At 64.0% G+C, this 24,083-nt stretch carries 28 protein-coding genes; 9 read left to right on the top strand and 19 right to left on the bottom strand.

All coding sequences use genetic code 11. The features are described from left to right. Nucleotides 1-35 precede the first annotated feature (35 nt). A complete protein-coding gene (locus tag ABD928_RS08545; protein ID WP_187715511.1) occupies nucleotides 36-467 on the bottom strand; it encodes an outer membrane protein assembly factor BamE in 432 nt (143 codons plus the stop codon). A gap of 154 nt (nucleotides 468-621) precedes the next feature. On the opposite strand from ABD928_RS08545, the gene ABD928_RS08540 reads away from it, so the two are divergent. Together ABD928_RS08540 and ABD928_RS08535 are read left to right on the top strand one after the other, a co-directional pair. Next, the gene (locus ABD928_RS08540) at nucleotides 622-1,137 is read left to right on the top strand and encodes a ubiquinol-cytochrome C chaperone family protein (RefSeq protein WP_345167915.1); all 516 of its coding nucleotides are present in this window, start codon (nucleotides 622-624) and stop codon (nucleotides 1,135-1,137) included. Further along, nucleotides 1,134-1,652 (top strand): YceD family protein, encoded by a 519-nt coding sequence (locus ABD928_RS08535; protein ID WP_187715513.1) that lies wholly within the window; start codon nucleotides 1,134-1,136, stop codon nucleotides 1,650-1,652. Before ABD928_RS08540 ends, ABD928_RS08535 begins: the two co-directional genes overlap by 4 nt. On the opposite strand, the gene ssb is transcribed toward ABD928_RS08535, so the two are convergent. The 5 genes from ssb to ABD928_RS08510 all read right to left on the bottom strand — a co-directional run bounded on the left by ssb (nucleotide 1,649) and on the right by ABD928_RS08510 (nucleotide 5,908). After that, complete coding sequence (gene ssb, locus ABD928_RS08530) at nucleotides 1,649-2,143, bottom strand: single-stranded DNA-binding protein (protein WP_187715514.1); 495 nt, start codon at nucleotides 2,141-2,143, stop codon at nucleotides 1,649-1,651. The genes ABD928_RS08535 and ssb overlap by 4 nt on opposite strands. 29 nt (nucleotides 2,144-2,172) lie before the next feature. After that, nucleotides 2,173-4,020, bottom strand: coding sequence for a ferrous iron transporter B (gene feoB, locus ABD928_RS08525; RefSeq protein ID WP_345167910.1), 1,848 nt, complete (start codon nucleotides 4,018-4,020; stop codon nucleotides 2,173-2,175). A 7-nt stretch (nucleotides 4,021-4,027) separates the two neighbouring features. Continuing rightward, entirely contained in the window at nucleotides 4,028-4,294 is a 267-nt protein-coding gene (locus ABD928_RS08520; RefSeq protein ID WP_187715515.1) for a FeoA family protein, read from the bottom strand. 66 nt (nucleotides 4,295-4,360) lie between these two features. After that, nucleotides 4,361-5,008 carry a COQ9 family protein gene (locus ABD928_RS08515; RefSeq protein ID WP_187715516.1) on the bottom strand — a complete coding sequence of 216 codons (648 nt, stop codon included), beginning with the start codon at nucleotides 5,006-5,008 and terminating at the stop codon, nucleotides 4,361-4,363. A gap of 6 nt (nucleotides 5,009-5,014) precedes the next feature. Beyond that, a complete protein-coding gene (locus tag ABD928_RS08510; protein ID WP_187715517.1) occupies nucleotides 5,015-5,908 on the bottom strand; it encodes a DMT family transporter in 894 nt (297 codons plus the stop codon). A 168-nt stretch (nucleotides 5,909-6,076) separates the two neighbouring features. Between ABD928_RS08510 and ABD928_RS08505 the strand changes: the two genes are divergently transcribed. Next, nucleotides 6,077-7,165: an alkene reductase gene (locus ABD928_RS08505; RefSeq protein WP_345167906.1), complete on the top strand. Its 1,089-nt coding sequence runs from the start codon at nucleotides 6,077-6,079 to the stop codon at nucleotides 7,163-7,165. On the opposite strand, the gene ribH is transcribed toward ABD928_RS08505, so the two are convergent. The 5 genes from ribH to ABD928_RS08480 are packed head-to-tail and all read right to left on the bottom strand — an operon-like array spanning nucleotide 7,162 to nucleotide 10,849. Continuing rightward, nucleotides 7,162-7,584: a 6,7-dimethyl-8-ribityllumazine synthase gene (ribH, locus tag ABD928_RS08500; RefSeq protein WP_187715518.1), complete on the bottom strand. Its 423-nt coding sequence runs from the start codon at nucleotides 7,582-7,584 to the stop codon at nucleotides 7,162-7,164. The genes ABD928_RS08505 and ribH overlap by 4 nt on opposite strands. Before the next feature lie 4 nt (nucleotides 7,585-7,588). Beyond that, nucleotides 7,589-8,869 (bottom strand): 3,4-dihydroxy-2-butanone-4-phosphate synthase, encoded by a 1,281-nt coding sequence (gene ribB / locus ABD928_RS08495; protein ID WP_187715519.1) that lies wholly within the window; start codon nucleotides 8,867-8,869, stop codon nucleotides 7,589-7,591. Between the two features lie 55 nt (nucleotides 8,870-8,924). Continuing rightward, nucleotides 8,925-9,530 carry a riboflavin synthase gene (locus ABD928_RS08490; protein WP_187715520.1) on the bottom strand — a complete coding sequence of 202 codons (606 nt, stop codon included), beginning with the start codon at nucleotides 9,528-9,530 and terminating at the stop codon, nucleotides 8,925-8,927. A gap of 9 nt (nucleotides 9,531-9,539) precedes the next feature. Beyond that, entirely contained in the window at nucleotides 9,540-10,496 is a 957-nt protein-coding gene (gene ribD, locus ABD928_RS08485; protein ID WP_345167901.1) for a bifunctional diaminohydroxyphosphoribosylaminopyrimidine deaminase/5-amino-6-(5-phosphoribosylamino)uracil reductase RibD, read from the bottom strand. 32 nt (nucleotides 10,497-10,528) lie between these two features. Further along, nucleotides 10,529-10,849: a hypothetical protein gene (locus ABD928_RS08480; RefSeq protein ID WP_187715521.1), complete on the bottom strand. Its 321-nt coding sequence runs from the start codon at nucleotides 10,847-10,849 to the stop codon at nucleotides 10,529-10,531. 369 nt (nucleotides 10,850-11,218) lie between these two features. Between ABD928_RS08480 and ABD928_RS08475 the strand changes: the two genes are divergently transcribed. Next, nucleotides 11,219-11,467, top strand: a complete 249-nt coding sequence (locus tag ABD928_RS08475; protein WP_187715522.1) for a hypothetical protein — start codon at nucleotides 11,219-11,221, stop codon at nucleotides 11,465-11,467. 53 nt (nucleotides 11,468-11,520) lie between these two features. Here the strand turns inward: ABD928_RS08475 and ABD928_RS08470 are convergent, their stop codons facing one another. The 3 genes from ABD928_RS08470 to ABD928_RS08460 form a co-directional block, all read right to left on the bottom strand. After that, entirely contained in the window at nucleotides 11,521-12,177 is a 657-nt protein-coding gene (locus ABD928_RS08470) for an energy transducer TonB (protein WP_187715523.1), read from the bottom strand. Between the two features lie 93 nt (nucleotides 12,178-12,270). Next, nucleotides 12,271-13,590, bottom strand: coding sequence for a glutamate--tRNA ligase (gene gltX, locus ABD928_RS08465; RefSeq protein WP_187715524.1), 1,320 nt, complete (start codon nucleotides 13,588-13,590; stop codon nucleotides 12,271-12,273). After that, a complete protein-coding gene (locus ABD928_RS08460) occupies nucleotides 13,587-15,251 on the bottom strand; it encodes an NAD+ synthase (protein ID WP_345170174.1) in 1,665 nt (554 codons plus the stop codon). Before ABD928_RS08460 ends, gltX begins: the two co-directional genes overlap by 4 nt. 107 nt (nucleotides 15,252-15,358) lie before the next feature. On the opposite strand from ABD928_RS08460, the gene ABD928_RS08455 reads away from it, so the two are divergent. From ABD928_RS08455 to rplT, 3 genes are all read left to right on the top strand, one after another. Continuing rightward, on the top strand, nucleotides 15,359-16,294 hold the full coding sequence (locus tag ABD928_RS08455) for a ribose-phosphate pyrophosphokinase (RefSeq protein WP_187715525.1): 936 nt from the start codon (nucleotides 15,359-15,361) through the stop codon (nucleotides 16,292-16,294). Between the two features lie 155 nt (nucleotides 16,295-16,449). Further along, nucleotides 16,450-16,653 carry a 50S ribosomal protein L35 gene (rpmI, locus tag ABD928_RS08450; RefSeq protein ID WP_187715526.1) on the top strand — a complete coding sequence of 68 codons (204 nt, stop codon included), beginning with the start codon at nucleotides 16,450-16,452 and terminating at the stop codon, nucleotides 16,651-16,653. Between the two features lie 13 nt (nucleotides 16,654-16,666). Continuing rightward, entirely contained in the window at nucleotides 16,667-17,041 is a 375-nt protein-coding gene (gene rplT / locus ABD928_RS08445) for a 50S ribosomal protein L20 (RefSeq protein ID WP_187715527.1), read from the top strand. Nucleotides 17,042-17,164: 123 nt separating this feature from the next. Here rplT and ABD928_RS08440 read toward each other — a convergent pair whose 3' ends face one another. Further along, nucleotides 17,165-17,965 carry a LytTR family DNA-binding domain-containing protein gene (locus tag ABD928_RS08440; RefSeq protein WP_187715528.1) on the bottom strand — a complete coding sequence of 267 codons (801 nt, stop codon included), beginning with the start codon at nucleotides 17,963-17,965 and terminating at the stop codon, nucleotides 17,165-17,167. A gap of 78 nt (nucleotides 17,966-18,043) precedes the next feature. On the opposite strand from ABD928_RS08440, the gene ABD928_RS08435 reads away from it, so the two are divergent. Beyond that, nucleotides 18,044-18,505: a hypothetical protein gene (locus tag ABD928_RS08435; RefSeq protein ID WP_187715529.1), complete on the top strand. Its 462-nt coding sequence runs from the start codon at nucleotides 18,044-18,046 to the stop codon at nucleotides 18,503-18,505. 56 nt (nucleotides 18,506-18,561) lie between these two features. On the opposite strand, the gene aceB is transcribed toward ABD928_RS08435, so the two are convergent. Genes aceB through aceA form a run of 3 tightly spaced genes read right to left on the bottom strand, consistent with a single transcriptional unit; the run spans nucleotide 18,562 to nucleotide 21,624 of the window. Next, a complete protein-coding gene (aceB, locus tag ABD928_RS08430) occupies nucleotides 18,562-20,130 on the bottom strand; it encodes a malate synthase A (RefSeq protein ID WP_345167888.1) in 1,569 nt (522 codons plus the stop codon). Then, the gene (locus tag ABD928_RS08425) at nucleotides 20,127-20,324 is read right to left on the bottom strand and encodes a DUF4170 domain-containing protein (RefSeq protein ID WP_187715530.1); all 198 of its coding nucleotides are present in this window, start codon (nucleotides 20,322-20,324) and stop codon (nucleotides 20,127-20,129) included. The genes aceB and ABD928_RS08425 overlap by 4 nt, the downstream gene beginning before the upstream one ends. Nucleotides 20,325-20,346: 22 nt before the next feature. Then, on the bottom strand, nucleotides 20,347-21,624 hold the full coding sequence (gene aceA, locus ABD928_RS08420) for an isocitrate lyase (RefSeq protein WP_187715531.1): 1,278 nt from the start codon (nucleotides 21,622-21,624) through the stop codon (nucleotides 20,347-20,349). 120 nt (nucleotides 21,625-21,744) lie between these two features. On the opposite strand from aceA, the gene ABD928_RS08415 reads away from it, so the two are divergent. Next, entirely contained in the window at nucleotides 21,745-23,169 is a 1,425-nt protein-coding gene (locus ABD928_RS08415; RefSeq protein WP_345167884.1) for a helix-turn-helix domain-containing protein, read from the top strand. On the opposite strand, the gene ABD928_RS08410 is transcribed toward ABD928_RS08415, so the two are convergent. Next, the gene (locus tag ABD928_RS08410; RefSeq protein WP_187715532.1) at nucleotides 23,166-24,074 is read right to left on the bottom strand and encodes a DUF5996 family protein; all 909 of its coding nucleotides are present in this window, start codon (nucleotides 24,072-24,074) and stop codon (nucleotides 23,166-23,168) included. The two genes, ABD928_RS08415 and ABD928_RS08410, sit on opposite strands and share 4 nt — an antisense overlap. Between the last annotated feature and the right edge of the window lie 9 nt (nucleotides 24,075-24,083).

The raw sequence follows: 24,083 nt of genomic DNA, 5'->3' as shown, positions 1-24,083 counted from the left end.
GCCTCGCCTAAGCGAAAGCGCGGCCGTTAGAAAGATTACTGTCGCTGGCTGCCCGGCAGGCCTGGCTGACTGATCGTGCCGATATTGTTGAACAGCTCCTGGAAGAAGCTGCGCTCGCGGCCGAGCGTCGGGGTGCGATCGCCGGACGGCCTGATAGAGGCGATCAGCTTCTCGTCCGTCTGCTCGACCGAGGCGACGTTGCCGGCGGGATCGAAGCGGACGTGAATGACGGTCTGGTCGGTCACCTTCGGATTGCGGAAGGCGAAGGCGCGGGTGTCGCGCGCGACATAATACCAGTCGTTCTGATCGAACGTGCCGGTAAAGGTCGGGTCGCCGAGCGTCTTCTGCACCGACGCCTTGTTGTCGGTTCCGACGGCGATGCCGGAGGTCAGCTGTTCGTCCACCACATAGCCACGGTGCTCGCGCACGGTGATGCCGCCGCATCCGGTCAGCATCGTCGCCGCCATGCAGGCGACCGCGCCTTTGAAAACCGCAGACTTCATGATTGGACCTTCTCCCAATATCCGGCAGTTGGCTTGCGCAACCGCAGGGTGGCCTCAATATGCGGCTCGCCCCAAGGGCCGCAAGCCCTACACGCAAGCTCGAGCCAAGAGGAGTTCTATGTTCCGCGCCCTGTTCGCCAGATTAACGGACGAGCCGAAGCGCGGCCAAGCCTTGTTCCGCCTCGCGGTTGCAGAGGCTCGCCGGCCGGATTGGTACCTTCGGGGCCAGGTCCCCGACACCGTGAACGGCCGATTCGCGGTGCTGGCAACGATCGTCGCGCTGCTGATGGTGAGGCTCGATCGCGACGGCGAGCCGGGCAAGGACGCAGGCACGGCGCTGACCGAGCGCCTCGTCGAATCGCTCGACGCCGAGATCCGCGAGATGGGGACGGGCGACCCGACGTTGGGCAAGCAGGTTCGCCAGCTGGTCGGCGCAGTCGCTGGACGGGCCGATCGCTGGGGCAAGCTGGTCGCGACAACGGAAACGTGGGGCGCGGAGCTCCGCCGCAGCGTCTATCTGGATGAGACCGTGGCGACGGAGGCGCTGGATTTCAGCGAATCGGCCCTGCGGATATTCTGGGCCCGCATCGAAGAGTCGCGGGTCGAGGACTTGATCGACGGGAAGATTGGATGACCGACGACTTCGCCCACCGGCTCCCGCTCAACCAGATTCGCGACGGCGAACGAGTCGACCTCAGCGCTGACGAGTCCGAGCGAGCAGGCGTCGCAGAACGGCTCGGCCTCCGCGGACTGGAGCGCCTCGAAGCGCACGCGGTGCTCGACCGGAAAGGCGAGATCGTCCGGGCCCGCGGACGGCTGAAGGCAAGCCTTTGCCAGAGCTGCGTGGTGACAGATGAACCCGTCGATGCCCGGATCGACGAGGCCTTCGACATCTATTTCCTGCCCGAGCCGGCCGCCGATGGGTCGGAGGAGGAGGTTGAACTGGTCGAAGCCGATTGCGACGTCGTCTTTCACGACGGTTCAGCCATCGATCTCGGCAGTGCGATCGCGGATACGCTGGCTCTCGGACTCGACCCTTATCCGCGCAGTGCAGGGGCCGAGGCCGCGCTCAAGGAAGCAGGCGTCCTCAGTGAAGCGGAGGCGGGGCCGTTTGCGGCGCTCGCCAAGCCGAAGCGGAGCGACTCCTAGAAAGGAACGTCGTCGTCTAGGTCGCTGTCGAACGCGGCCGGCTGCGGACGCTGCTGGCGCTGTGAGCCGCCGCCACTGCTCCCGCCACCGAAGTCATCGCCGTAACCGCCGCCGCCGAATGCGCCGCCCGATCCGCCGCCTTCACCACGGCTGTCGAGCAGGACCAGCTCACCGCGGAAACGCTGAAGCACAATCTCGGTCGTATACTTGTCGTTGCCGGACTGGTCGGTCCACTTGCGGGTCTGGAGCTGGCCTTCGAGATAGACCTTCGAGCCCTTCTTCAAGTAGCTCTTCGCGACGCGGCCGAGGTTCTCGTTGAAGATGACGACCTGGTGCCATTCGGTCCGCTCCTGACGGTTGCCGTCGCGGTCCTTCCAGTTCTCGGAAGTGGCAACGCGAAGGTTCACGACCTCGCCGCCATTGTTCAATGAACGGGCTTCCGGATCCGCGCCGAGATTGCCGACCAGGATCACCTTGTTCACGCCCGCCATGTCACTCTCCTTCGTGTCTTGGAGAGTCGCTATAAACCCAGCGCGACCGCCGTCCAGTAGGTCAATCCGGCGGCGACATAAGCCAGCACGAAAAGATAGCTGACCATGAAGAGCGGCCACTTCCAGCCGTTCGTTTCGCGCCGCGTGACGGCGATGGTCGAGATGCATTGAGGGGCGAAGACGAACCAGGCGAGGAAGGCGAGCGCGGTCGCCAGCGACCAGCGTCCCTGCAACCGTTCGGCGAGCGGCTTCGCCGCTGCTTCCTCATCGCTCGCATCAATTGAGTAGACGGTGGCAATGGCGCTGACCGCAACTTCGCGCGCGGCCATGGCTGGAAGCAATGCGAGCGAGATGTCGCGGTTGAAGCCGATCGGCTTCACCAGAACGTAGATGCCATCGGAAATCCTGCCGGCGATCGACACGTCGACCTGGCTTTCACCCGGCTTGGCCTGCGGAAAGCTTGCCAGCGCCCACAGCAAGATGGTGGTGCCAAGGATGATCGTGCCCGCACGTTTCAGAAAGATGATCGCGCGCTGATAGAGTCCGAGGACGACGTCCTTCAGGCGCGGCATCTGATACTTCGGAAGCTCCATCATGAACGCCCCGCCGCCGCCTTTGGTAATGGTCCGGCGAAGCGTCAACGCGGCAAGCAAGGCGCCGACGACGCCTGCCACGTACAGCCCGAACATGACCAGGCCTTGCAGGCCGATACCCGGTCCGACCGCGCGGTCGGGAATGAAGGCCGCGATGATCAGGGTGTAGACTGGCAGCCGCGCGGAACAGGTCATCAGCGGCGCGACCAGGATGGTCGTCAGACGGTCCTTCGGATTGTCGATCGTCCGCGTGGCCATGATCCCCGGCACCGCGCAGGCAAAGCTCGACAGCAGCGGAATGAACGCGCGTCCGGACAGCCCGGCGCCGTGCATCAACTTGTCCATGATGAAGGCGGCGCGGACCATGTAGCCGCTCGCTTCCAGCATCAGGATGAAGAGGAACAGGATCAGGATCTGCGGCAGGAAGACTACGACCGCGCCGACGCCGCCGATCACGCCGTCCACGATTAGCGACTGCAGCACGCCCGCCGGGATCACGTCCGTCGCGGCCGACGCGAGCAGTGCCATGCCGCTTTCGATCCAGCCGACCGGGATCTCGCTCCACGCGAAAACCGCCTGGAACATGACGAACAGGATGGCGGCAAGAATTACCGGGCCCGCGACCGGATGCAGCAGGACACTGTCCAGCCGGTGGGTCCAGCGACGCGTCGGACTTTCGCTGACCACCGCCGCCTTTGCGATATCGCGAGCACGGCGTTGGAGCTGAATGAGTTCCGAAGGCACCCGTTCGTTCACCGCGCAACGCGGCGCCGATAGCATGTCGTCGAGAGCCGCCTGCAACTCGGGCAGGCCGCGCTTGCGGACGGCGACCGTCTCGATCACCGGGACACCGAGCTCGGTCTCAAGCCGCTTCGGGTCCAGCTCAAGGCCGTCCCGCTTGGCAAGGTCGACCATGTTCAGCGCGACGATGGTCGGGAGGCCGAGCTCAATCAGCTGCAGCGCGAAGCGGAGGTGGCTATCGAGGTTCGACGCGTCGACCACGATCACCAAGGCGTCAGGCGTCCGCTCGCCTTTCTGCTTGCCGAGCAGGACGTCGCGGGTCACCGCCTCGTCGGGGCTGGCGGGATCCAGGCTGTAAGCGCCCGGAAGATCGACCAGCTCGACCGGTCGGCCATCGGCGAGGGTCAGGCGTCCGGAATGGCGCTCGACCGTGACGCCTGGATAATTGCCGACCTTCTGCCGGGCGCCCGTGAGAGCATTGAACAAGGCGCTCTTTCCGGCATTGGGGCTGCCGGCAACCGCGACGAGCGGAAGCGGGGTCATGGCAATCCTACTGCGGGAGAGTCACGCGCACGGCGCGAGCATGGCTGCGGCGGATGGCGACGGTCATCCGGCCGACGCGAATAGCCAACGGATCTCGGCCAAACGGACCGAAGTGCAGCGGCTCAACGACGACCCCCTCATCGAACCCGAAATGCTTCAGACGCGCGGATTCGCCGGCTTCAAGCGCGTCCCAGTCGATAGAGGCAATCGACGCACGCGACCCGACCTCGAGCTGGTCGAGCGAGATCGACTCCGGTTTGAAGTGCGCCGTCATGTTGCAAGTGATTATCAATAACGAGCGCGACACGCCATAGGGCGTATTACGTAAGGGCTTGCCGCACTAGCGAGCCGGGTAGCGGAGCCGACCCAGAAAACGCGTGACGCTGAAGTGCTCCTGGCCCTTCCACTGCGCCTTGAACTTTTCGAACTGCATGACGTCCTCGATCCGTCGATCGAGGAATGCGGAGGTTTCCATCCAGCCTTCCGTCTCGTCGTTGATCCAGACGAGGAGCGTCGATCCATAAACGCCGCTGAGGGTCATGCGCTTGGTGTAATGATTGAAATCGGTGCTGGTATCGCCCGCGATCCGCCACATGGTGTCCGCGGTGCGCCAAGCCGACTTGAGCCCCGTTGGCAGATTCTGCGGCATGGCCAGGATTGACAGCGCGCGCCGCACTGCCTCTCGCGCCGGAGCCATGATTTCCAGCCGCTTCCAGATAAGGCCGCGGATCTTCTCGCGAATCTTGAGGCCCTGCAGGCGCTCCGGCGTGAACCACGCCTCGAGTTCCTGGTCCACCGCGCTGATGTAGGTGTCAATCTTGCCGGCCTGGTCCTTGGGTACAGCCAGCCGGGCTTGGTCCGGATCGATCCCGAGCTGCGCCGCCGCGGAATCGACCGCCGCCTGGGTCCAGCCGTCGAACACCGCATTCTCGCCGACGGCAAGCGCGAGGGTATCGCGGATCTGCTTGAGTGGGCTTGGCTGCTCCATTTGGGCTCAACTCGCCCCTTGCGCCGCAGGTTGCAAGTCCCGCTTCGGCAATCGCACCAGGATGAGCGCGGCGGCGATGGCTAGAGCCCCCACCCAGTCAAGTGGCGATAGCGTCTCGCCATAGACCGTCCACCCGATAAAGGCCGAGATCGCCGGTTGGGTGAGCAGGGTCAGTCCGACGACAAGCGGCGACAGGGCGCCGATCGCGTAGACAAGCAAGCCTTGCCCGATCACCTGGCTGCTGATCGCCAGGATGATCACAAACGTCCAATCGCTGGGGACAATGGTCTCTCCAAGCAGGAACGAGAAAGGCAGCAGCATGGCCGCGCCCATCGCGCTGGACAGGAACAGCAGCGGCAATGGCGCAAGCGTCTCGCGGGCCCGCTCGACCGAAATTAGATAGCCGGCGTAGAGCAGCCCGGCCGCAAGGCAGAGCATGTCGCCCTGGACGTTCCGAAGCGATAGTTCGGCGCTGCTTCCCATCAGCAAAACCGCACCGAGTGCCGCCAGGATCAGGGACGCGCCCTGGATCTTCGAAGGCCAGCTCCGCGCCAGCCAGAGGCCCCAGCCGGCGAAGGCAAAGCTCGCGACGTTTCCAAACAATGTCGAGTTGCCGAGCTTGGTCATGTGGATTCCGAGGTGCCAGGCGGCGAGGTCGGCGGCGAAGAAAAATGCCGCGAAGGCGATGATCGTCCCCAGCGCCCGGCCCGGCCAGTGCACCGGCTGGCCGGCAAACTTCGCGATCGCAAACAGGAACGGCAAGGCCAGCGACAGGCGCCAGAAGCCGGCTGCGACCGGACCCACGCCGGTCAGGCGAACGAGCCAGGGACCGACCGCAAGCGCACTGCTTCCGAACAGGAGCGCGGCGAATGCGAACGGATGATGATCGGAGCGCTTCACGGGACGTGGATTAGGCCCTTCACCACGCCGGCGAAAGTGTGAACGTCAAACGATGCTCATAAGCTGGCCTTATGGAATGTCAGTGAGAATCAGAATTGAACGGATAGCGAGCACAACTATTTGAGCCGTGGGCTGCCGGAGAGGCACAACCAGTTTGGAAGGACTCTGATGTCCAATCTATTCGATCCCCTCGAGTTCGGCGCATTCGACCTGGCCAACAGAATTGTCATGGCTCCGCTCACTCGCGCTCGCTCGGGCAAGGACGGCGTGCCGAATGCTTTGATGGCGGCTTACTATGCCCAGCGGGCGAGTGCCGGCCTGATCATATCCGAAGCCACAGGCATCAGCCGCGAAGGCCTCGGCTGGCCAAACGCGCCCGGCTTGTGGAACGACGACCAGGTCGAGGGCTGGAAGCTGGTGACCGACGCCGTCCACCGCTCCAAGGGACGGATCGTTGCGCAGCTTTGGCACATGGGCCGTCTCGTTCACCCGGATCTGGGTGGCGGCCAGCCCGTCAGCGCATCGTGCACGACGGCCCCCGATTTCGCTCACACTTATGAAGGAAAGAAGCCCTACGTCGCAGCTCGGGCCGCCAGCTTCGCCGACATCCAGCGGATCATCGGGGATTACGCCACGGCCGCGCGAAATGCGATCGCCGCTGGCTTCGACGGCGTCCAGATTCACGGTGCCAACGGTTACCTTGTCGATCAATTCCTTCGCAACAGCGCCAACTTCCGCACTGACCAGTACGGCTGCTCAATCGACAATCGCCTGCGCTTCATGACCGAGGTCCTGGAAGCCGTCGGCGATGCGATCGGGATGGAGCGCGTCGGCATCCGCTTCTCGCCGAACGTCTACACGCAGGGCGTCGACGATTCCGATCCGATCGCGCTGTTCACTGCGGTTGCTCACCGGCTGGAAAAGCTGGGCGTGCCGTGGATCGAGCTTCGCGAGGCCCATCAGCCGACGTCCGCGGGCGCCGTCCCAACGGTGCCCGTCAGCCCCGCCATGCGGCCGCTTTATTCCGGCAAGATCCTGCTCAACAGCGATTATGACGGCCCAAGCGCGCGGGAACGCATGGCGGAAGGCATCGCTGACGGGATCAGCTTCGGGCGGCCGTTCATTTCCAACCCGGACTTGCCCGAGCGGATCGCGCTCGGCGCACGGCTCAGCCCTGGCGATACCTCGACATTCTACTCCGGTGGCGCGGCCGGCTACGTCGATTATCCCACGTTGGATCGCGTCGAAGCCGCTTAGGGCGCATACTTCTCGCGAAGGTCGAACAAGGCGAGGGCGGCGCGAGCGGCGTGGCCGCCCTTGTCCAATTGGCCCGGATCGGCGCGGACGATCGCCTGCTCCTCATTTTCAACCGTGAGGACGCCGTTGCCGATCGCGAAGCCTTCGAGCGTCAGATCCATCAGCGCCCGAGCGCTCTCCTCGGCGACGATCTCAAAATGATAGGTTTCGCCCCGGATCACGACGCCGAGCGCAACGAACGCGCAATATCGTCCGCTCTTGGCTGCTAGCGAAATCGCCGCCGGGAGCTCAAGCGCGCCGGGCACGGTGAGCGTCTCATGATTGTGCCCCGCGTCCTCGATAGCCTTGCGGGCACCGTTGAGCAGCTTGTCGTTGAGGTGCGGATAAAAGCGCGCCTCGACGATCAAGATGGTCGCCATGGCGTCAGTCCTCCGTCTCAATCGCGCGTTCCTCGACAATCTCCAGCCCGTAGCCAGAGAGTCCGACGGGGGACTGATGCGTGTTGGACAGCAAGACCATCTCGTGAATGCCCAACGCCGCGAGGATCTGCGCGCCGATGCCATAGCTTCTGAGAGCGGGTCCTTCGGTCGGCCTACCGGCGCGAAGGTCCGCCGAACGCGACAGGGATCCGGGAGCCGCGGCATGTAGCGCCACGATCACTCCCGAACCTTCATGCTCGATCATCCGCATTGAGCCACGGAGCAGCCCTGAGCGCGGGCTGCGCTCGCCAAGGACGTCGGCGAAAAGGTCGAGACTATGCATCCGAACAAGCACCGGTTTCGTCACGTCGAGCGCCCCGTGCACGAGAGCCAACTGCTCTTCGCCGGTCGCCTTGTCGCGGAAGACCTGCGCCTGCCATTCCGCTCCACTCTGCGCGCGAAATGCAGTCGATGCCGCGCGCTCGACCATGTGGTCCTTCTTCAGCCGGTAGGCGATCAGGTCGCGGATGGTGCCGATCTTCAGCCCGTGGGTGCGGGCGAAGTCCATCAAGTCGTCCAGTCGCGCCATGCTGCCATCGTCACGCATGATCTCGCAGATGACTGCGCTCGGGTTGAGGCCGGCGAGACGCGAGATGTCGACGCCTGCTTCCGTATGCCCAGCGCGGACCAGAGTGCCGCCCGGCTTGGCGACGAGCGGAAACACGTGTCCAGGCGAAACCAGGTCATCGGGCCCATGCGATGCGTCGATCGCGACCGAGATCGTGCGCGCGCGATCGGCGGCGCTGATCCCCGTCGAAATGCCTTCCCGTGCCTCGATTGAGACGGTGAACGCAGTCTCGTTGCGGCTGCGGTTATTGTTGACCATCGGCTGAAGGCCGAGCGTGTCGGCCCGCTCCTTCGTCAGAGCGAGGCAGATCAGGCCGCGTCCGTGACGAGCCATGAAGTTGATCGCTTCGGGCGTCGCCATCTGTCCCGGAATGATGAGGTCGCCCTCATTCTCGCGGTCGTCATCGTCGACGAGGATAAACATCCTGCCATTCCGGGCTTCGTCGATGATCGCCTCGGTGCCGACCAGCACTTCGGTGTTTCCGCGCTGGAGCAGCTTCTCCAGGCGCCCGAGCGTGTCAGCGGTCGGGTTCCAGTCGGAATGGCCGAGCTTTCGCAGGGAGTTGGGATGCAGCCCGGCGGCTCGAGCAAGAGCGGCGCGGCTGACCTCGCCGGTTTCGATGATGGCGTTGAGCCGATCGATGAGAGTAGTGCTCATGGCGCTCTCCCATAATCACATTGCAATGTGATGGATAGCAGGAACAGTGCTGTTCCTAATGTGAGCGAGCAGCGAGCATCCGATCGATATAGCGGGCAATGACGTCGATCTCGACATTGAGCTGTCGGCCCGGCTTCAGCCCACCGAGCGTCGTCTCATTCGCAGTGTGCGGGATGATGTTCACCGAGAATTCCGTCCCGTCCCGCACATCCGTCACATCGTTGACGGTTAGGGACACGCCGTCGAGGCAGATCGAGCCCTTCTTCGCGATTGCTGGCGCCAAGCCCCGGTCGACGCGAATGGCAATCCGGATCGAGTCGCCCTCCGCCGACACGTCGATGACCTCGCCCACGCTGTCGACATGGCCGGTGACGATATGCCCGCCCAGCTCGTCGCCCATGCGCAGCGACCTTTCGAGGTTCAGCCGCGCACCTTCACTCCACATGTCCCCGGCAGTTCGCGAGATCGTTTCCGCCGAGACATCGGCCGCGAACCAGTCGTCGCCCTTGTCGACCACCGTCAGACAGACGCCCGAACAGGCAATCGAAGCGCCAAGGTCTACGGTCGAGAGGTCGTACCCCGTGCGAATTCGCAATCGCCGATCGCCGCGCTGCTCGGCGCTGACCACTTCCCCGACGTCGGTGACGATGCCCGTGAACATGACTGCCGCTTAAGCTCCGCGCACCCGCTCGTAAACTTCAAGCCGGTCGACGCCGAGACGCCTGCCATCGCTTGGCCTCCACAGCCCATGCGCGTCGGCGATCGCGTCCAGCCCGACATAACCGAACGACGACTTGCCTTCGCCGACGATGATCGGCGCGCGATAGATGAGGATGCGATCGACCAAATCCGCCTCCAGGAAGGCGGTCGCGGTGGCCGATCCGCCTTCGACGAGCAGGTCATTGACGTCATGAAGTCGATAGACATCCGCCGGATTTGAAAGGATTTCCCATCCGGCGACGGCGTCCCCGCGAGTCAAGAGTGCACGCCGGGGCGACCAGTCCTCCAGCCCCGGCAAACGTACGTCGAGGCGCGGCGCATCGGCCTGGTATGTCCCTCGCCCGACCAGAATCATGTCGGAGTGCGCCCGCTCCAGATGCACATGCTTCCGCGCATCCTCGCCGGTGATCCATTTGCTCTCGCCGGACGGAAGAGCGATCTTTCCGTCGATCGACAATGCCAGCTTAAGGGTGATCCTGGGCCGTCCGAGTTCAAGCCGGGTCAGCCAACCCGACAGCGATTCTCGCGCCGCCTTTCGGCCGACGCCCATCTTTACGTCGATGTCCGCTTCACGGAGTTTCTGGATGCCGCGACCAAGCACGCGAGGGTCCGGGTCCTTCAGTGCGATGACGACACGCGACGGCCGGGCCTCGACCAGCAGGTCGCTGCAAGCCGGGCCGCGCGGGCTTTCGTGCGCACAAGGTTCAAGCGTTGCGTAAACCGTCGATCCGCGCGCCTTCGATCCGGCCTGGGCAAGCGCGACGGCTTCGGCGTGCGGGCGGCCGCCGGCCGCCGTCGATCCTCGACCGACGATTTCGCCTTTGCCGGAAACGATGACGCAGCCGACGTTGGGATTGGGGGCGCTCCGGCCACGCGCGGCTTCACCGAGCCGCACCGCCTCCGCCATGAACCGCGAGTCTGGCGTTCCCCCCGGCCCGCTCACATTCCGAGCTGCTTTTCCAATTTCTGGAACTGGCGCTGCTTTTCCTTCGCCGCTGCGTCCTTCTTGGCCTGGTCGACCTTTTGCTGGGCGACGATCTCGGCATCGGTGCGGTCTGCGCTCCAGCTCTGAGCATAGACGATCTGCTGCGGCGGAGCCGTGTTGATCCTCGAATCGATCAGGAATTCGAAAACGATGACGGCTGTGACCAGCACGGCAAGGGCCGCGCCGATGAATTGCTCGCGGCTCCGCTGGCGCATGAAGGCGCGCAGATCGGCAAAGGCGGCGCGTGGGCCAACCGGTTTCGGGAACCAGGACATGGGACGAATGTAGGCGCTGCGGCATGGGAGTGCCAGTCGCAGCGACCGGCCCGCGCTCGCTGAGCTAAAGCCGGCCTTTGGCATGTTTCAATCGCGCCTCGGCGGGAATTGAGAAGATTCTTCTGTCTATCGGCAGCCTAGCGGCAACATCCACGCTATTTCTGGTCTCCCTCTTGCCCATGAAGGCCCTGGGGTGGGAGTAGCGTCGCGTTCGGTTTTCAGAGCGCGCAGTCGAATTGAGAAGAATCTTCTCGTTTGATGTTCTCGGCAACCGACAACTCCCTAGGGCCCCGGCAGGTTCACTGCCGGGGCCAATCCGAGATTTCGGGGGCGGGGGCCCAATAAAGAAAGTTGCGGAGGATTTTGAATATGAAGCTTTTCCAAATCGCCAGCGTCGCGGTCGCCGCGGCAGCCCTTGCCGCGTGCGGTGGCGCGGCCAGCGAAGAGAATACGGCGGTCGAGAACGTCTCGCTCGAGACGGAGAACCTGGATGCCGGTGCGGATCTCAACACGACCGACCTCAACACGGTCGACGCGAACGCGACGGTCGGCAACGAGGTCGATGCCAACGCGGCTGACAATGCAACGGCGGCGGACAATTCGACGAACGCTCAGTAAACCCCTTGAGTGTGGGAAAGGGCGCGGTGCCGAAAGGCGCCGCGCCCTTTCTTTCATGCGAGCCGGAACGACAGGGTGATTACCGTCGACGAGGGGACCGGATGGCCGTCCTCGGTCGCCGGCTTGTAGCGCCAGTTCGCAATCAGGTGCCGGCGGGCTGCTTCGAAGAAGGAGCGGTCCACCTTTCCAACCGGTTCAACGGCCACGACGTGCCCGCGTTCGTCGATCGACAGCTTCAGCCGAAGCGTCGCCTCCTCCTCAAGCCGCTGCTTGTCAGCGGGATAAGGCGGCTTGATCAGCCGGTTCGGAGTGATGAATCGCGCCGCAATCCAAACCGGATCGGGTACCGGGACTGGCACGACTTCCGGGCCGGTTCCGATCGGACCGGGCGTGGGCAGGGTCGGGATCGGAGTCTGGTCCACACTCGGTCCGCGTGGATTGGAAATGGGAACCAGCGGCTGAGTGTGATCGATGGACGAATTGGGCGGAGACTTCCGCTTTGGCGGCTCCGGCACCTTTTGCGGAGGCGGGTCCGGCGGAATCGGAATCTGATCCACGATGATCGGCGGCTCGAAAATGCGCGTGGGCAAGTCCATCTTCGCGGTCATCACCGCAGCAATCGCAACGGCGTGAATTCCAACGATAAAGACGAGTGCACGCGGATGTTGGCGCTGGCCGACGAAGCCTGGTGGGCTGGCATAGACTGGCATGTCCCTCTCCTCTCTCAAGAGCAACACGAGGGATGTTACAACATTACATGCTTATTACAAAGTGGTTTCTGCGAAGTCGTCCACCACCCCCAGTCAGCGCTTGGCTGCGGCCTTGAGTCTTTCCAGGGTAAGGCTCTTGCCCATCCGCTCGATGAGGCCGGCCATTTCCGGACCGCTCTCGCGCCCGGTGAGCGCGAGTCGCAGCGGATGGAACAGCTCGCGCCCCTTCTTGCCAGAGGTCGCCTTCAGCTCGGCGGTCAGCGCGCGCCAAGGCTCCTGCGTCCAATCCAGCCGTTCGGCGACCGCTGCGGCGTCCTTCATGAGCAGGCGCTCATCATGCGCCAGCTCCGGCACGTCGACGTCGCCGCGCAGCACATCGAACCATGACCGGAAATCGGACAACCGTTCCAAGTTCGGCCTCAGTAGCAACCAGTCTTCCTCCGCCGTGTCCGCGGGCAATCTGTCCTTGACCGCATCATGGTCCAGCTTGTGCAGCAGGCGGGCATTGAGGTGCTCGACCTCCTGCGGATCGAAATGCGCCGGCGCCCGGCCGAAATGCGCGAAGTCGAAATCGCTTGCCAGTTCATCCAGTGACGCAATCGGCTCGACCGGCTGCGAGGTCCCGATCCGCGCCAGCAACGACAGCATCGCCATGGGCTCGACGCCCTCCTCGCGAAGATGCTCGGCGCCGTAGGAACCCAGCCGCTTGGACAATTTGCCTTCCGATGCGACCAGCAAAGCCTCGTGGGCAAAAGACGGCGCCTCGCTTCCAAGCGCCTCGAACATCTGGATCTGCGCGGCGCTGTTGGTGACATGATCCTCGCCACGCACGATGTGCGTGATGCCAAGGTCGACGTCGTCGATCACGCTCGGCAGCAAATAGAGCCAGCTGCCGTCCTCCCGCCGGACGACCGGATCGGACAGCAGCTTCGGATCGAACCGCTGCGGACCGCGGATAAGATCGGTCCATTCTATCGGCCGCTCGTGATCGAGCCGGAAGCGCCAGTGCGGACGGCGGCCTTCGGGGACCGGCGCATTGTCAGGTTTCCGCTCATAAACCGGCGGCAGGCCGCGCCCGAGCAGGACCTTTCGGCGAAGCTCAAGCTCCCCCGGCGTTTCGTAGCAGGGATAGACGCGTCCCACCGACTTCAGCCGATCGAATTCGCGCTCGTAAAGGTCGAACCGCTCCGACTGGCGGACCTCGGCGTCCGGATCGAGTCCCATCCAGCCAAGATCGTCGCGGATGGCTTCGACGAATTCCTTCCGGCTGCGCTCGCGATCGGTGTCGTCGATCCGCAGCAGGAACCTGCCGCGATGCTTTCGCGCGAACAGGAAGTTGTGCAGCGCGGTCCGGATATTGCCGACGTGGAGCCGCCCGGTCGGCGACGGCGCAAAGCGAGTGACGACGCTCACTTCGGCAAGCCGGTGTGGAAGAAGTTGCTGATCGGGTAGCGACGGTCGCGGCCGAAGTTGCGCGCGCCGATCTTCACGCCCGGCGGAGCCTGCCTCCGCTTGTATTCCGCGCGGAGCACGAGTTGCTCCATCTTCGCGACAAGCTCTTCCGGCTCGCCCGTCGCGTTTGCCGTCTCCCGAACCGACATCTCCTTGTCGATCAGGGCCTCGAGAATGCGGTCGAGGTCGGAATAGGGCGGGAGGCTGTCCTCGTCTTTCTGTCCCGGACGCAACTCGGCCGTTGGCGGCTTGGTGATGACGCTGGCCGGCATCACAGGTCCGTCCGGCCCGAGCGCACCCTCCGGTCTATTGCGGTTACGCCAGCGCGATAGCGCGAACACGGTCGTCTTGTAGGCGTCCTTCAGTACGTTGTAGCCGCCCGACATGTCGCCGTAGAGCGTCGCATAGCCCACGCTCATCTCGCTCTTGTTGCCGGTCGTCAGCAGCATGGGTCCGAACTTGTTCGACAAGGCCATCAGCGCGACCATTCGCAGACGAGCCTGGATATTTTCCTCCGCCAGACCGGGCATCGTTCCGGCAAACGCCTCGGCAAGCGCTTCGTCCATCGCGTTCACCCCCGGGGCGATGGAGATGACGTCATGGCGGCAGCCGAGCAGTCGAGCGCACTCGCGTGCGTCTTCCAGGCTTTCGTCAGACGTATACTTGGAGGGCAGCATCACGCCCCAAACCTTGTCGGGGCCCAAAGCATCGACCGCAATTGCCGCCGAAAGTGCGCTGTCGATTCCTCCGGACAGCCCGAGGATCACGCCGGGGAAGCCATTCCGCCCGACGTAGTCGCGAAGGCCCACCATCATCGCCCGGTAGACATCCTCGGGAAACGGATCGAGCTCATGGCTTTCCTGCGTCTCGCAGACCCAGCCGTCGGCTTCCCGCTTCCATTCGGTCAGCAACAGCTTCTCATCCCAGTCCGGGAACTGCACCACACGCTCCCCGTCGGGATGCATGATGAACGACGAACCGTCGAATACCAACTCATCCTGGCCCCCGACGCGGTTGAGGTACGCCATCGGCAGGCCGGTCATCGTGACCCGCGAACGGACGAGCAGGGCGCGCTTGTCGTCCTTGTCCAGCTCGTAGGGACTGCCATTCGGCACCAGCAGGATTTCCGCGCCGGCATCGGCGAGGTGCGAGCAAACGATCTCCTGCCAGATATCCTCGCAGATCGGGACGCCGATTTTGACGCCGCGAAACTCGATCGGTTCCGGCAAGGGCCCCGACGCGAAGACGCGCTTCTCATCGAACGTGCCGTAGTTCGGGAGCTCGCGCTTTAGCCGGCGCGCGACCATCCGCCCGCCTTCCGCAAGGATCATCACATTGTAGTCGAGGCCGCCCTCGTTGTGGATTGATCCGAACAGCAGCGCCGGCCCGGGCGAGGCCGTCGCGTCGATCAATCGCTCGGCTGCTTCCATCGTCCGCCGAACAAATTCGGGTTTGAGGACGAGGTCTTCGGGAGGATAGCCCGTAAGCTGCAGCTCCGGCACCATCAGCAGGTCGGCGCCGGACGCCCGATCGCGCACTGCCAGGATCGCCCTGGCGTTGCCCTCAAGGTCGCCGACCCTTTGGTTCATCTGGGCGAGCGCAATGCTCAGTCGATTGGTCACTTCGGCAGCCATGCGGGCGATTTAGCGTCTGGGCAGCCCTCGGCAACCTTTACGGCACCGTGACTCGCTCGCTAAGGCGATGAGACCGCAAGGGGGAAGCACAGCCGATGAAACTTCTCGCCGGGAACAGCAACACGCCGCTGGCCCGATCCATCGCCGACTATCTCGAGATTCCGCTGACGGAGGCGAGCGTCCGCCGCTTCGCCGATGAGGAGATTTTCGTCGAGATCAACGAGAACGTGCGCGGCGAGGATGTCTTCGTCCTGCAGTCCACCAGCTATCCGGCCAACGACAATCTGATGGAACTGCTGATTTGCATCGACGCGCTCCGCCGTGCGTCGGCCAAGCGGATCACCGCGGTCGTCCCCTATTTCGGCTACGCCCGCCAGGACCGGAAGCCCGGGCCGCGCACGCCAATTTCGGCCAAGCTGGTCGCCAACCTGATTACCACCGCCGGAGCCAACCGCGTCCTCTCGGTCGACCTGCACGCCGGCCAGATTCAGGGCTTCTTCGACATTCCGACCGACAATTTGTTCGCCGCTCCGGTCATCGCGGCCGATATTCAGGCGCGCCTTTCGAACAAAAACCTGATGATCGTATCGCCGGACGTCGGCGGCGTGGTTCGCGCTCGCGGCCTCGCCAAGCGGCTCGACAACGCCCCGCTGGCGATCGTCGACAAGCGGCGCGAACGCGCCGGCGAGTCCGAGGTCATGAACATCATCGGCGACGTCGAGGGCCGCACCTGCATCCTCGTCGACGACATCGTCGATAGCGCCGGCACTCTCTGCAACGCTGCTGCAGCCCTCCGCCAGCAGGGCGCCGAGGAAGTCTTCGCTTATTGCACCCACGGCGTCCTTTCGGGCGGGGCCGCCGCTCGCGTCGGCGCTTCGGAGCTCAAGGAGTTGGTGGTCACCGATTCCATCTACAGCGGCGAGCCCGATACCGAAGGCGACAAGATTCGCCGCCTGACGATCGCACCCTTGCTGGCGGAGGCGGTCCGCCGCATTGCCGACGAAAGCTCCGTCTCCAGCCTGTTCGACTGACGGGCGTTCGGCCTGGGCCTGGGAACTTGCCTTAAACGGCTGCCCTCTCTATAGGCGCCCAGCTTTCCAAATCATTGGAAGACCGATGGCCCGGCCAAAAGGCATGCCGTGGCGGTTGGATTATGTCGCGTCTTTCGGGACGCAAAGGAGACGAAATGCCCAAGCTGAAGACCAAGAGCGGCGTGAAAAAGCGCTTCAAGCTCACGGCGACCGGCAAGATCAAGCATGGTGTCGCGGGCAAGCGCCACCGCCTGATCAGCCACAACGCCAAATATATTCGCCAGAACCGCGGTACAGATGTTCTCGCCGACGCCGATACGGCGCGCGTGAAGCTCTGGGCGCCCTACGGCCTCAAGTAAGGAGTAGCGGGACATGGCACGCGTCAAGCGCGGCGTAACCACGCGCGCAAAGCACAAGCGGATCCTCGACAATGCGAAGGGCTATTACGGCCGTCGCAAGAACACGATCCGCATCGCCCGCCAGGCAGTCGAGAAGGCAGGCCAGTACGCCTACCGCGACCGCAAGGTGAAGAAGCGGAGCTTCCGCGCCCTCTGGATCCAGCGCATCAACGCTGCGGTCCGCGCGGAAGGCCTGACCTACGGGCAGTTCATCCACGCCCTCAAGCTTGCGAACATCGACCTCGACCGGAAGGTCCTGGCCGACATCGCGATGCACGAAGGCGAAGCGTTCAGTGCCATCATCGCTCAGGCGAAGAAGGCTCTCGAAGGCAACAAGGCCGCGGCCTAAGCCTCAGCGCTGAAGAAAAAGGAAAGGGCGTCGGAGCTTCGGTTCCGGCGCCCTTTTCGTTTCGGGTTAGCTGTCAGCTTTGGGCGGATAGCGGGCATAAGGACATTTCGCGTCCCGACAGAACTAACCTGTCAAAACTGTCCGCGCTGCCGACAAATGTGCCCTGCTGATTGGAACTACCGTGTCATCAACCAGCCGGGCAATCGCTCGTCCGGACGTTCTTTCCAGCACGCGAACACCGTCTTTGGCCACCCACCAGCTACGGTGCACGCGAAGGCCCAGCCGGGAATCGATCAGTGCCGCCGCGTCCGCCAGCCGCATCAAGACCAGTGCCGAGCCGTGGAGGGTGTGCACACGCACGTAATGATCCTCGGCCTCAAGCGCGAGTATGTCTCGGCGCAAGGCAGGCGGAAGCTTCGACACGAACTCGGGCGGGTATTCGGGAGCGGCGGCTGGCTGTTCCACGGGTGCGGCCGCACTCATCCAGTTGTCCGGAGATGTGAGCCAGGCGATCAGCAGCTGCACCAGCGCCACGTACGGATACAAGCCGAGCAACTGCAGAGGACTGAATGCTCTGCCTGGTCGAACCACGCCCATGGCCCACGCCACGAAGAAGGTCATGGGCACCGCGGATGCGGCTGCTATGGCGACGATCCGCGTTGCCTGCTTCCCGCCCAACGCAGCGGATGAAAGCACTCGCCCGGCGGCGGCGGCGGCGCCAAAGCCGACGAGCGCTACGTCCATCCAGAATGCATATTTCACGGCCGGGGCGAGTGCGGTTTGCGATCCGAATGGACCTGTCACTCCAAGCAGCGCGCCGATAGCGAAGGCACTGATCGGCCCGCGCCATTTCCCCATCTGCCGCCATTCACGCATCGCCAATTGCATCGGCCCACCGGTCACGAAATATCGAAGGCTATTCACGACTTTCCCTGTTGTCGACCGGCATCGCCACCCGCCAACCGAGCACCACAACGCCGCTATGGCGACAGGGAGGAAGTAATGAATCGGATTATCGCAGGCCTTGCGTTGGTATGTGCAGCTCTACTGCCGGCAGCGAGCGAAGCCGCACCGTCGATCGCCGTGGACTGCGACGCGGGAGCCGTTACGGCGGGCGACGAGGCTCCGAACATTCACGGCCATTGGGATTTCCTCATGATTCCCCGCGGAACGCTCAGCTTCGGGCTAATGTCGATCGGCTTCGTCGGCGCTGACTATGGCGGATCGCTGGCACCGGCGAGGACCGCGCCCGTTGTCCTGCGCAAGGTCACCTTGGCCGGCAAAAGCATCCAACTGATTGTTGCCTCCCGCGAGGGCGACGTCCGGTTCGACGGCAAGCTGTCCGCCAAGGGCGACTTCATGTGCGGAACCGTAACCTACCACAGAGGCGAAACCTTCCCGATGGTGGCGCAGAAGCGGCCTTCAACCTATCAGTCGCAGCCTCAGGCACAGCGGGCGCGGTAATCGGCTCGGGCGGTGCCGCCGGGGCGCTCAGGCGCCGCCGCTTACTATGCGCTGCTTCAGTCGAGTAGCTCGTAGGCCGGCAGGGTCAGGAATTCGACGAAGTCGTCTGAGACGACCATTTCGCGGAACAGGTCGGAGGCGTCGGCGATGTTTTCGACTTCCTGCAATAGGCCAATCTCTTCCTCGTAGAGCGCGTCGAACAGTTCACGGTTGAACTTGCGGCCGTCGTCTAGGGGAGCCTCGAAATGCAGCCACTGCCATAGCTGGGCGCGGCTGATCTCCGCCGTCGCCGCATCCTCCATCAGATTGTACAGCGGCACCGCGCCTTTCCCGCCGAGCCAGGCGGCTAGATATTGCACGCCGACGCGGATGTTTTCGCGGGCGCCCTGCTCGGTGCGAGGGCCGGTGTGCAGCTCCAGCATCTCGTCGCGGCCGGGAACGCGGTCCGGCCGCTTCGATAGCTGGTTCGGACCGGTCATCGCCTCGAACGCTTCCAGCGCAGCCGGTACCAAGGCCGGGTGAGCGACCCAGGTGCCGTCATGCCCGTTGGTGACTTCGCGCAGCTTGTCGGCGCGGACCTTGTCCATCGCTGCGCGGTTCGCCCCCTCGTCGCCCTTCACCGGGATGAAAGCCGACATGCCGCCCATCGCGAAGGCTCCGCGCCGATGACAGGTGTCGATCAGCCGCAGCGAGTAGGCCGCGAGAAAGGCCTTATCCATCGTCATCGCCGAGCGGTCGGGCGTCAGGCGATCGGCGCTCCGGCCCAGTCGTTTGATGGTCGAGAAGATATAGTCCCAGCGGCCGCAGTTCAGGCCGACGATATTCTCCTTCAACGCGTAGAGGATCTCTTCCATCTCGAACGCCGCCGGGATGGTCTCGATCAGGATCGTCGCCTTGATCGTCCCGCGTTCGAGGCGAAGCCGGTCTTCAGTCAGAGCGAAAATGTCGCTCCACAGCGCCGCCTCTTCCATGCTCTCGAGCTTCGGAATGTAGAAATATGGCCCGGAACCCTTGGTCAGCGCCGCCCGGGCATTGTGCCAGGCGTAGAGCGCGAAATCGAAGAATGCGCCCGCGACGACCTCGCCGTCGACCGTCACATGATCTTCCGGCAGGTGAAGTCCGCGCGGGCGCACCATCAGCACCGCCGGATTCTCTCCGACCTGGTAGCCCTTGCCGCTTTCCGGATCGGTAAAACCAAGGCGCCCAAGCCAATAAGCCTTGAGGTTCGCCTGGCCGGTGATCAGCTCGTCCCAGGTCGGCGAGGTCGCATCCTCGAAGTCCGCCATGAACACCTTTGCGCCGGAATTGAGCGCATTGATCACCATCTTGGCGTTGGTCGGGCCGGTTATCTCGACGCGGCGGTCCTGCAGATCGGCCGGGTTGCTGCCGACAGACCAGTTCGATTCACGGATCTCTCGCGTGTCCTCGCGGAAGTCGGGAAGTTCGCCGGCGTCGAACCGCGCCTGCCTTTCCAGCCTTTTGTCGAGCTGCTGCCGCCGCCGCGAATCGAAGCGCTCGTGCAGCTCTGCAACGAGGTCGAGAGCGTCCGGGGTGAGCACTGCGCCCGCCCCCGGTACCCGGCTGGCCTCGGCCACGATCCGCGGCCGGTCGATCACAGAGTTCATGCGCGATTCGGCTCCATGCAGATCGAATAGCGCGTCGTGGCCTCGCAATGATCCCGAAAAGTGAGCCGCTGCCACTCGGTTCGTGCCTTCAGCTCGTTGTCGTAGGGACCATGCACGATCTCGGTGCCCGGCTTGAGGTCCGTGAAGCGGCAGTCGCGATAATCGCCGCCGATCACCCAGTAACGGTAAGTCATACTCGTCCTCCTCCAGAAGGCTTCATTCGGCCGCGATGAACTGGGCGGCTTCGGTGGATTCCTTGAGTGCGACGGTCGACGACTGGCCGCCGGAAATGGCGGTCGCGACGGCGTCGAAATAGCCGGTGCCGACTTCGCGCTGGTGGCGGGTCGCAGTGTAGCCCTTGGCCTCGCTGGCGAATTCCGCCTGCTGAAGCTCGGAGTAAGCCGCCATGCCGCGATCGCGGTAGCCGGTCGCCAGCTCGAACATGCCGTGGTTGAGGCTGTGGAAGCCGGCCAACGTGACGAACTGGAACTTGTAGCCCATTGCGCCCAGCTCGCGCTGGAAGTTGGCGATCGTCTGCTCGTCGAGCTTGGCGCGCCAGTTGAAGCTGGGCGAGCAATTGTAGGCGAGCATCTTGCCGGGGAAGCGGGCGTGAATGCCCTCCGCGAAGGTCCTCGCTTCGTCCAGGTTCGGATGGCTGGTTTCAAACCAGATCAGGTCCGCGTGCGGAGCGAAGGCGAGACCGCGCGAGATGCAATGGTCGAGGCCCGTGCCGTCGGCGAGGCGGAAGAATCCTTCCGGCGTGCGCTCACCGGTCATGAACGGCCGGTCGCGCTCGTCGACGTCGGACGTGATCAGCTTGGCGCTCTCCGCGTCCGTGCGGGCGACGAGGATCGTCGGAACTCCGCAGACGTCGGCGGCGAGACGCGCGGCATCGAGGTTGCGGACCGCTGCCTGGGTCGGGATCAGGACCTTGCCGCCGAGGTGGCCGCACTTCTTCTCCGACGCGAGCTGATCTTCGAAATGAACGCCGGCGACGCCCGCTTCGATATAGGCCTTCATGATCTCGAAGCAGTTGAGCGGACCGCCGAACCCGGCTTCCGCGTCGGCAACGATCGGCGCGAACCAGTCGCGCTTCGCTCCGCCTTCGCTGTGCTCGACCTGGTCGGCGCGTTGGAGGGCGCGGTTGATCCGCTTGGCGAGCTCGGGGCCCGTGTTCGCGGGATAGAGCGATTGGTCAGGGTACATCGAGCAGGCCGTGTTGGCGTCTGCCGCGGCTTGCCAGCCCGACAGATAGATTGCCTTGAGGCCCGCGCGGACCATTTGCATCGCCTGGTTGCCGGTAATGGCGCCAAGCGCACGAGTCGGCTCGTCCTGATGCAGCAGTTCCCACAGGCGCAGCGCACCACGACGAGCGAGCGTGTGCTCGATCGGGAACGAGCCGCGCAGGCGGAGGACGTCTTCAGCGCTATACGGGCGCTCGATTCCATCGAAGCGGCCAGCGGGAGCGGAAACAACGACACCAAAGTCAGACATAGCGAATCCCCTGTGATCTAAGTGCAGGGAAACACAGCCTTTTGGTTAACGTTGCACAAATAAGGGCCAAGGTGACAAAACTATACTTGTGTACTTTGTAAATTCGTTCACAATTCGACAATGGTTGCACAACGCAAGCTGTTCCTAGGGGCAAGGCTGCGGCGCCTGAGGCGCGAGCGCGGGCTGCATCAGGCTGCGATGGCCGAGGAAATCGGCATCTCCGCCTCATACCTGAACCACCTCGAGCGGAACCAACGGCCGGTCACCGCCGGAATCCTGCTCCGGCTGGCCGAAGCCTTCGACATCGACATGAAGGCGTTCGCCTCCGAAGGCGGTGACACGGCTGGCGCGGACCAGTTGGGCGAGATCTTTACGGATCCAATGCTCGCTGACCTCGGGATCGGCCGAGCGGAGCTGATCGAGCTGTCTGACAACGCTCCCGCTGTCTCGGAAGGCGTGGTCCGCCTCTACACCGCGTTACGAGAGCTCCAACGCAGGCCGCCGAGCGGAACGGACGAGGAGGCAGCCGGCGACCCCCGCGCGCTGATCACGCCTGAGACGTGGGTGCGAGACTACATCCAGTCGCAGCGGAACCATTACCCGGAGCTGGAAGAGCGCTGCGAAATCCTTGGCAATTCACTCAGCGATCCGCTGTCGGTTTCCGAAGCGCTGCGCCGCCGCCTGAAGGAGGCCTACGGCGTCGAGGCGCAGGTCGTGTCGCCGGAGCTGCTCGACAACTTCAGCCAGCATTACGACGCCCAGCGCCGCACCTTCATGATTTCGGCCCTGTTGCGGGCAGAGAATCGCACCTTCGGCCTCGCCTACCAGCTCGCTCTGCTTGAGCTTGCGCCCCTGCTACAGCGCATGGCGGACGACGCGCGGCCACCCGACGCCGGAACGCGAGCGCTGTTGCACATGAGCTTCGCCAATTATGCCGCGGGCGCGATCATGATGCCCTACGGCCGTTTCCTGCGCGCCGCGGAGGAGCACCGTTACGCAATCGATCGCCTATGCGGACAGTTCGGTGCCAACGTCGAGCAGATCGCGCACCGGATGACGACACTTGGGCGCTCCGGCGCACGCGGCGTCCCCTTCTTCATGCTGCGCGTCGATCCGGCCGGAAACATTTCCAAGCGCTATGCCGGCGAGAATTTCCCCTTCTCGCACTTCGGTGGGACCTGCCCGCGCTGGCATCTCCACGCGGCCTTCCAGACGCCCGGTCAGACGATCCGCCAGCTGATCGAAACGCCTGACGGCCAGCGCTTCTTCACGATCAGCCGCACCATCGAGCGCCCGATTCGTCCCGAGTTGAGAGACGACGCATTGCTCGCCATCGGTCTTGGATGCGACGTCCGCTACGCCCCGCGCATTGCCTATGCCGACGGCCTCGACCTTACCAATACGCCGGCAACTCCGGTCGGGCCGGCCTGCTCAATCTGCCCGAGGATGGAGTGCGCCTATCGCGCCATGCCCCCAGCGGGGCGGATGCTTGCGGTGCATGAGAACCGGAAAACGATTTCGCCCTTCCCTTTCCTGCCCGGCTAGGGCGCGACCGGTTCTCTCTCGAGCGTCGCTCGATCCCAGTCGGCAAGATCTGCCGCTGCCTCGTAGGTCGAATGCAGAAAGCTGGTCAGCAAAGCGTCGGGATCCGGCGCGGCTCGCACCTCGTCATAGGGCAAGGTGAACTCCTGCCAGTCGGAGTTCCAGCCGCCTGCTGCGATCGGGCGATCCCTGAAGCCGGCGGGCTCCGGATAGGCATAGTTGTAGAAGAATGCGTCCGCCTTGGTTGCTCCGCCAGCCCAGAATCCTGCGCTGGACACTTCCTGGCTGTAGGCTTCGCGCGCGACGCTGTCGGGAAGTCCCGGGACGCCGCCCGGATGCGGCGGTGCGATTCGGCCCGAGAATCGCGTTACCGCCAGATCGAAGCTTCCCCACCAGAAATGGACAGGGCTCGACTTGCCGATGAAACTCGCACGGTAGCGTTCGAAGGCGGGCAGCATCGCCGCAAGTGCTTCGCGAAAGGTCGCCGCCGACTCCGGCGAGTACGCGCGCGGCTGGACATCCTCGGCAAACGGTACGGCGTCAGCGATCTCGTTCGGCTTTCCGTTGAAATCGGATGGGAGCCGATACTTCTGGAGCATCTCGACGAGTCCGGAATGCAATGCCGAAATGGAGCCGGCATCCAGCGGCAGAACGCCGCGCTCTGCCGCGCTCGTGGTCAGGACGATCGCGTTGCGGCACAGATCCAGCGCCAGCGTGAACGTCCGCCCGTCGCTGGCAGCCGTCGGCAGGGTCGCCAGGCCTCGCGCATTCGGCTGCAGCGCGACATGCCAGCCGTGATTGGTCCATGGTGCGTGCCGCACTCTGATCTTCCCGAGCATCTGCGCCGTGAGATGCAGGATCGTCAGCGTTTCATGATCCTTCTCCGGATCGAGAACAGGCCAGCTCATGGAACCCCT

Origin of the sequence: Sphingomonas daechungensis (assembly GCF_039543105.1) — a bacterium.
GTDB classification, from domain to species: domain Bacteria; phylum Pseudomonadota; class Alphaproteobacteria; order Sphingomonadales; family Sphingomonadaceae; genus Sphingomicrobium; species Sphingomicrobium daechungense.
This window is presented reverse-complemented; position numbering and strand designations above follow the sequence as displayed.

Coding starts and splice junctions, on each gene's coding strand:
- ABD928_RS08535 (WP_187715513.1), top strand. CDS start 1,134: ATGACCGACGACTTCGCCCACCGGCTCCCGCTCAACCAGATTCGCGAC.
- ssb (WP_187715514.1), bottom strand. CDS start 2,143: ATGGCGGGCGTGAACAAGGTGATCCTGGTCGGCAATCTCGGCGCGGAT.
- rpmI (WP_187715526.1), top strand. CDS start 16,450: ATGCCCAAGCTGAAGACCAAGAGCGGCGTGAAAAAGCGCTTCAAGCTC.
- aceA (WP_187715531.1), bottom strand. CDS start 21,624: ATGTCTGACTTTGGTGTCGTTGTTTCCGCTCCCGCTGGCCGCTTCGAT.
- ABD928_RS08410 (WP_187715532.1), bottom strand. CDS start 24,074: ATGAGCTGGCCTGTTCTCGATCCGGAGAAGGATCATGAAACGCTGACG.
- feoB (WP_345167910.1), bottom strand. CDS start 4,020: ATGACCCCGCTTCCGCTCGTCGCGGTTGCCGGCAGCCCCAATGCCGGA.
- ribH (WP_187715518.1), bottom strand. CDS start 7,584: ATGGCGACCATCTTGATCGTCGAGGCGCGCTTTTATCCGCACCTCAAC.
- ABD928_RS08455 (WP_187715525.1), top strand. CDS start 15,359: ATGAAACTTCTCGCCGGGAACAGCAACACGCCGCTGGCCCGATCCATC.
- rplT (WP_187715527.1), top strand. CDS start 16,667: ATGGCACGCGTCAAGCGCGGCGTAACCACGCGCGCAAAGCACAAGCGG.
- ribD (WP_345167901.1), bottom strand. CDS start 10,496: ATGGCGGAGGCGGTGCGGCTCGGTGAAGCCGCGCGTGGCCGGAGCGCC.
- ABD928_RS08425 (WP_187715530.1), bottom strand. CDS start 20,324: ATGACTTACCGTTACTGGGTGATCGGCGGCGATTATCGCGACTGCCGC.
- ribB (WP_187715519.1), bottom strand. CDS start 8,869: ATGAGCACTACTCTCATCGATCGGCTCAACGCCATCATCGAAACCGGC.
- ABD928_RS08475 (WP_187715522.1), top strand. CDS start 11,219: ATGAAGCTTTTCCAAATCGCCAGCGTCGCGGTCGCCGCGGCAGCCCTT.
- ABD928_RS08480 (WP_187715521.1), bottom strand. CDS start 10,849: ATGTCCTGGTTCCCGAAACCGGTTGGCCCACGCGCCGCCTTTGCCGAT.
- ABD928_RS08490 (WP_187715520.1), bottom strand. CDS start 9,530: ATGTTCACGGGCATCGTCACCGACGTCGGGGAAGTGGTCAGCGCCGAG.
- ABD928_RS08505 (WP_345167906.1), top strand. CDS start 6,077: ATGTCCAATCTATTCGATCCCCTCGAGTTCGGCGCATTCGACCTGGCC.
- ABD928_RS08545 (WP_187715511.1), bottom strand. CDS start 467: ATGGCGGCGACGATGCTGACCGGATGCGGCGGCATCACCGTGCGCGAG.
- ABD928_RS08435 (WP_187715529.1), top strand. CDS start 18,044: ATGAATCGGATTATCGCAGGCCTTGCGTTGGTATGTGCAGCTCTACTG.
- ABD928_RS08540 (WP_345167915.1), top strand. CDS start 622: ATGTTCCGCGCCCTGTTCGCCAGATTAACGGACGAGCCGAAGCGCGGC.
- ABD928_RS08515 (WP_187715516.1), bottom strand. CDS start 5,008: ATGGAGCAGCCAAGCCCACTCAAGCAGATCCGCGATACCCTCGCGCTT.
- ABD928_RS08470 (WP_187715523.1), bottom strand. CDS start 12,177: ATGCCAGTCTATGCCAGCCCACCAGGCTTCGTCGGCCAGCGCCAACAT.
- aceB (WP_345167888.1), bottom strand. CDS start 20,130: ATGAACTCTGTGATCGACCGGCCGCGGATCGTGGCCGAGGCCAGCCGG.
- ABD928_RS08415 (WP_345167884.1), top strand. CDS start 21,745: ATGGTTGCACAACGCAAGCTGTTCCTAGGGGCAAGGCTGCGGCGCCTG.
- ABD928_RS08520 (WP_187715515.1), bottom strand. CDS start 4,294: ATGACGGCGCACTTCAAACCGGAGTCGATCTCGCTCGACCAGCTCGAG.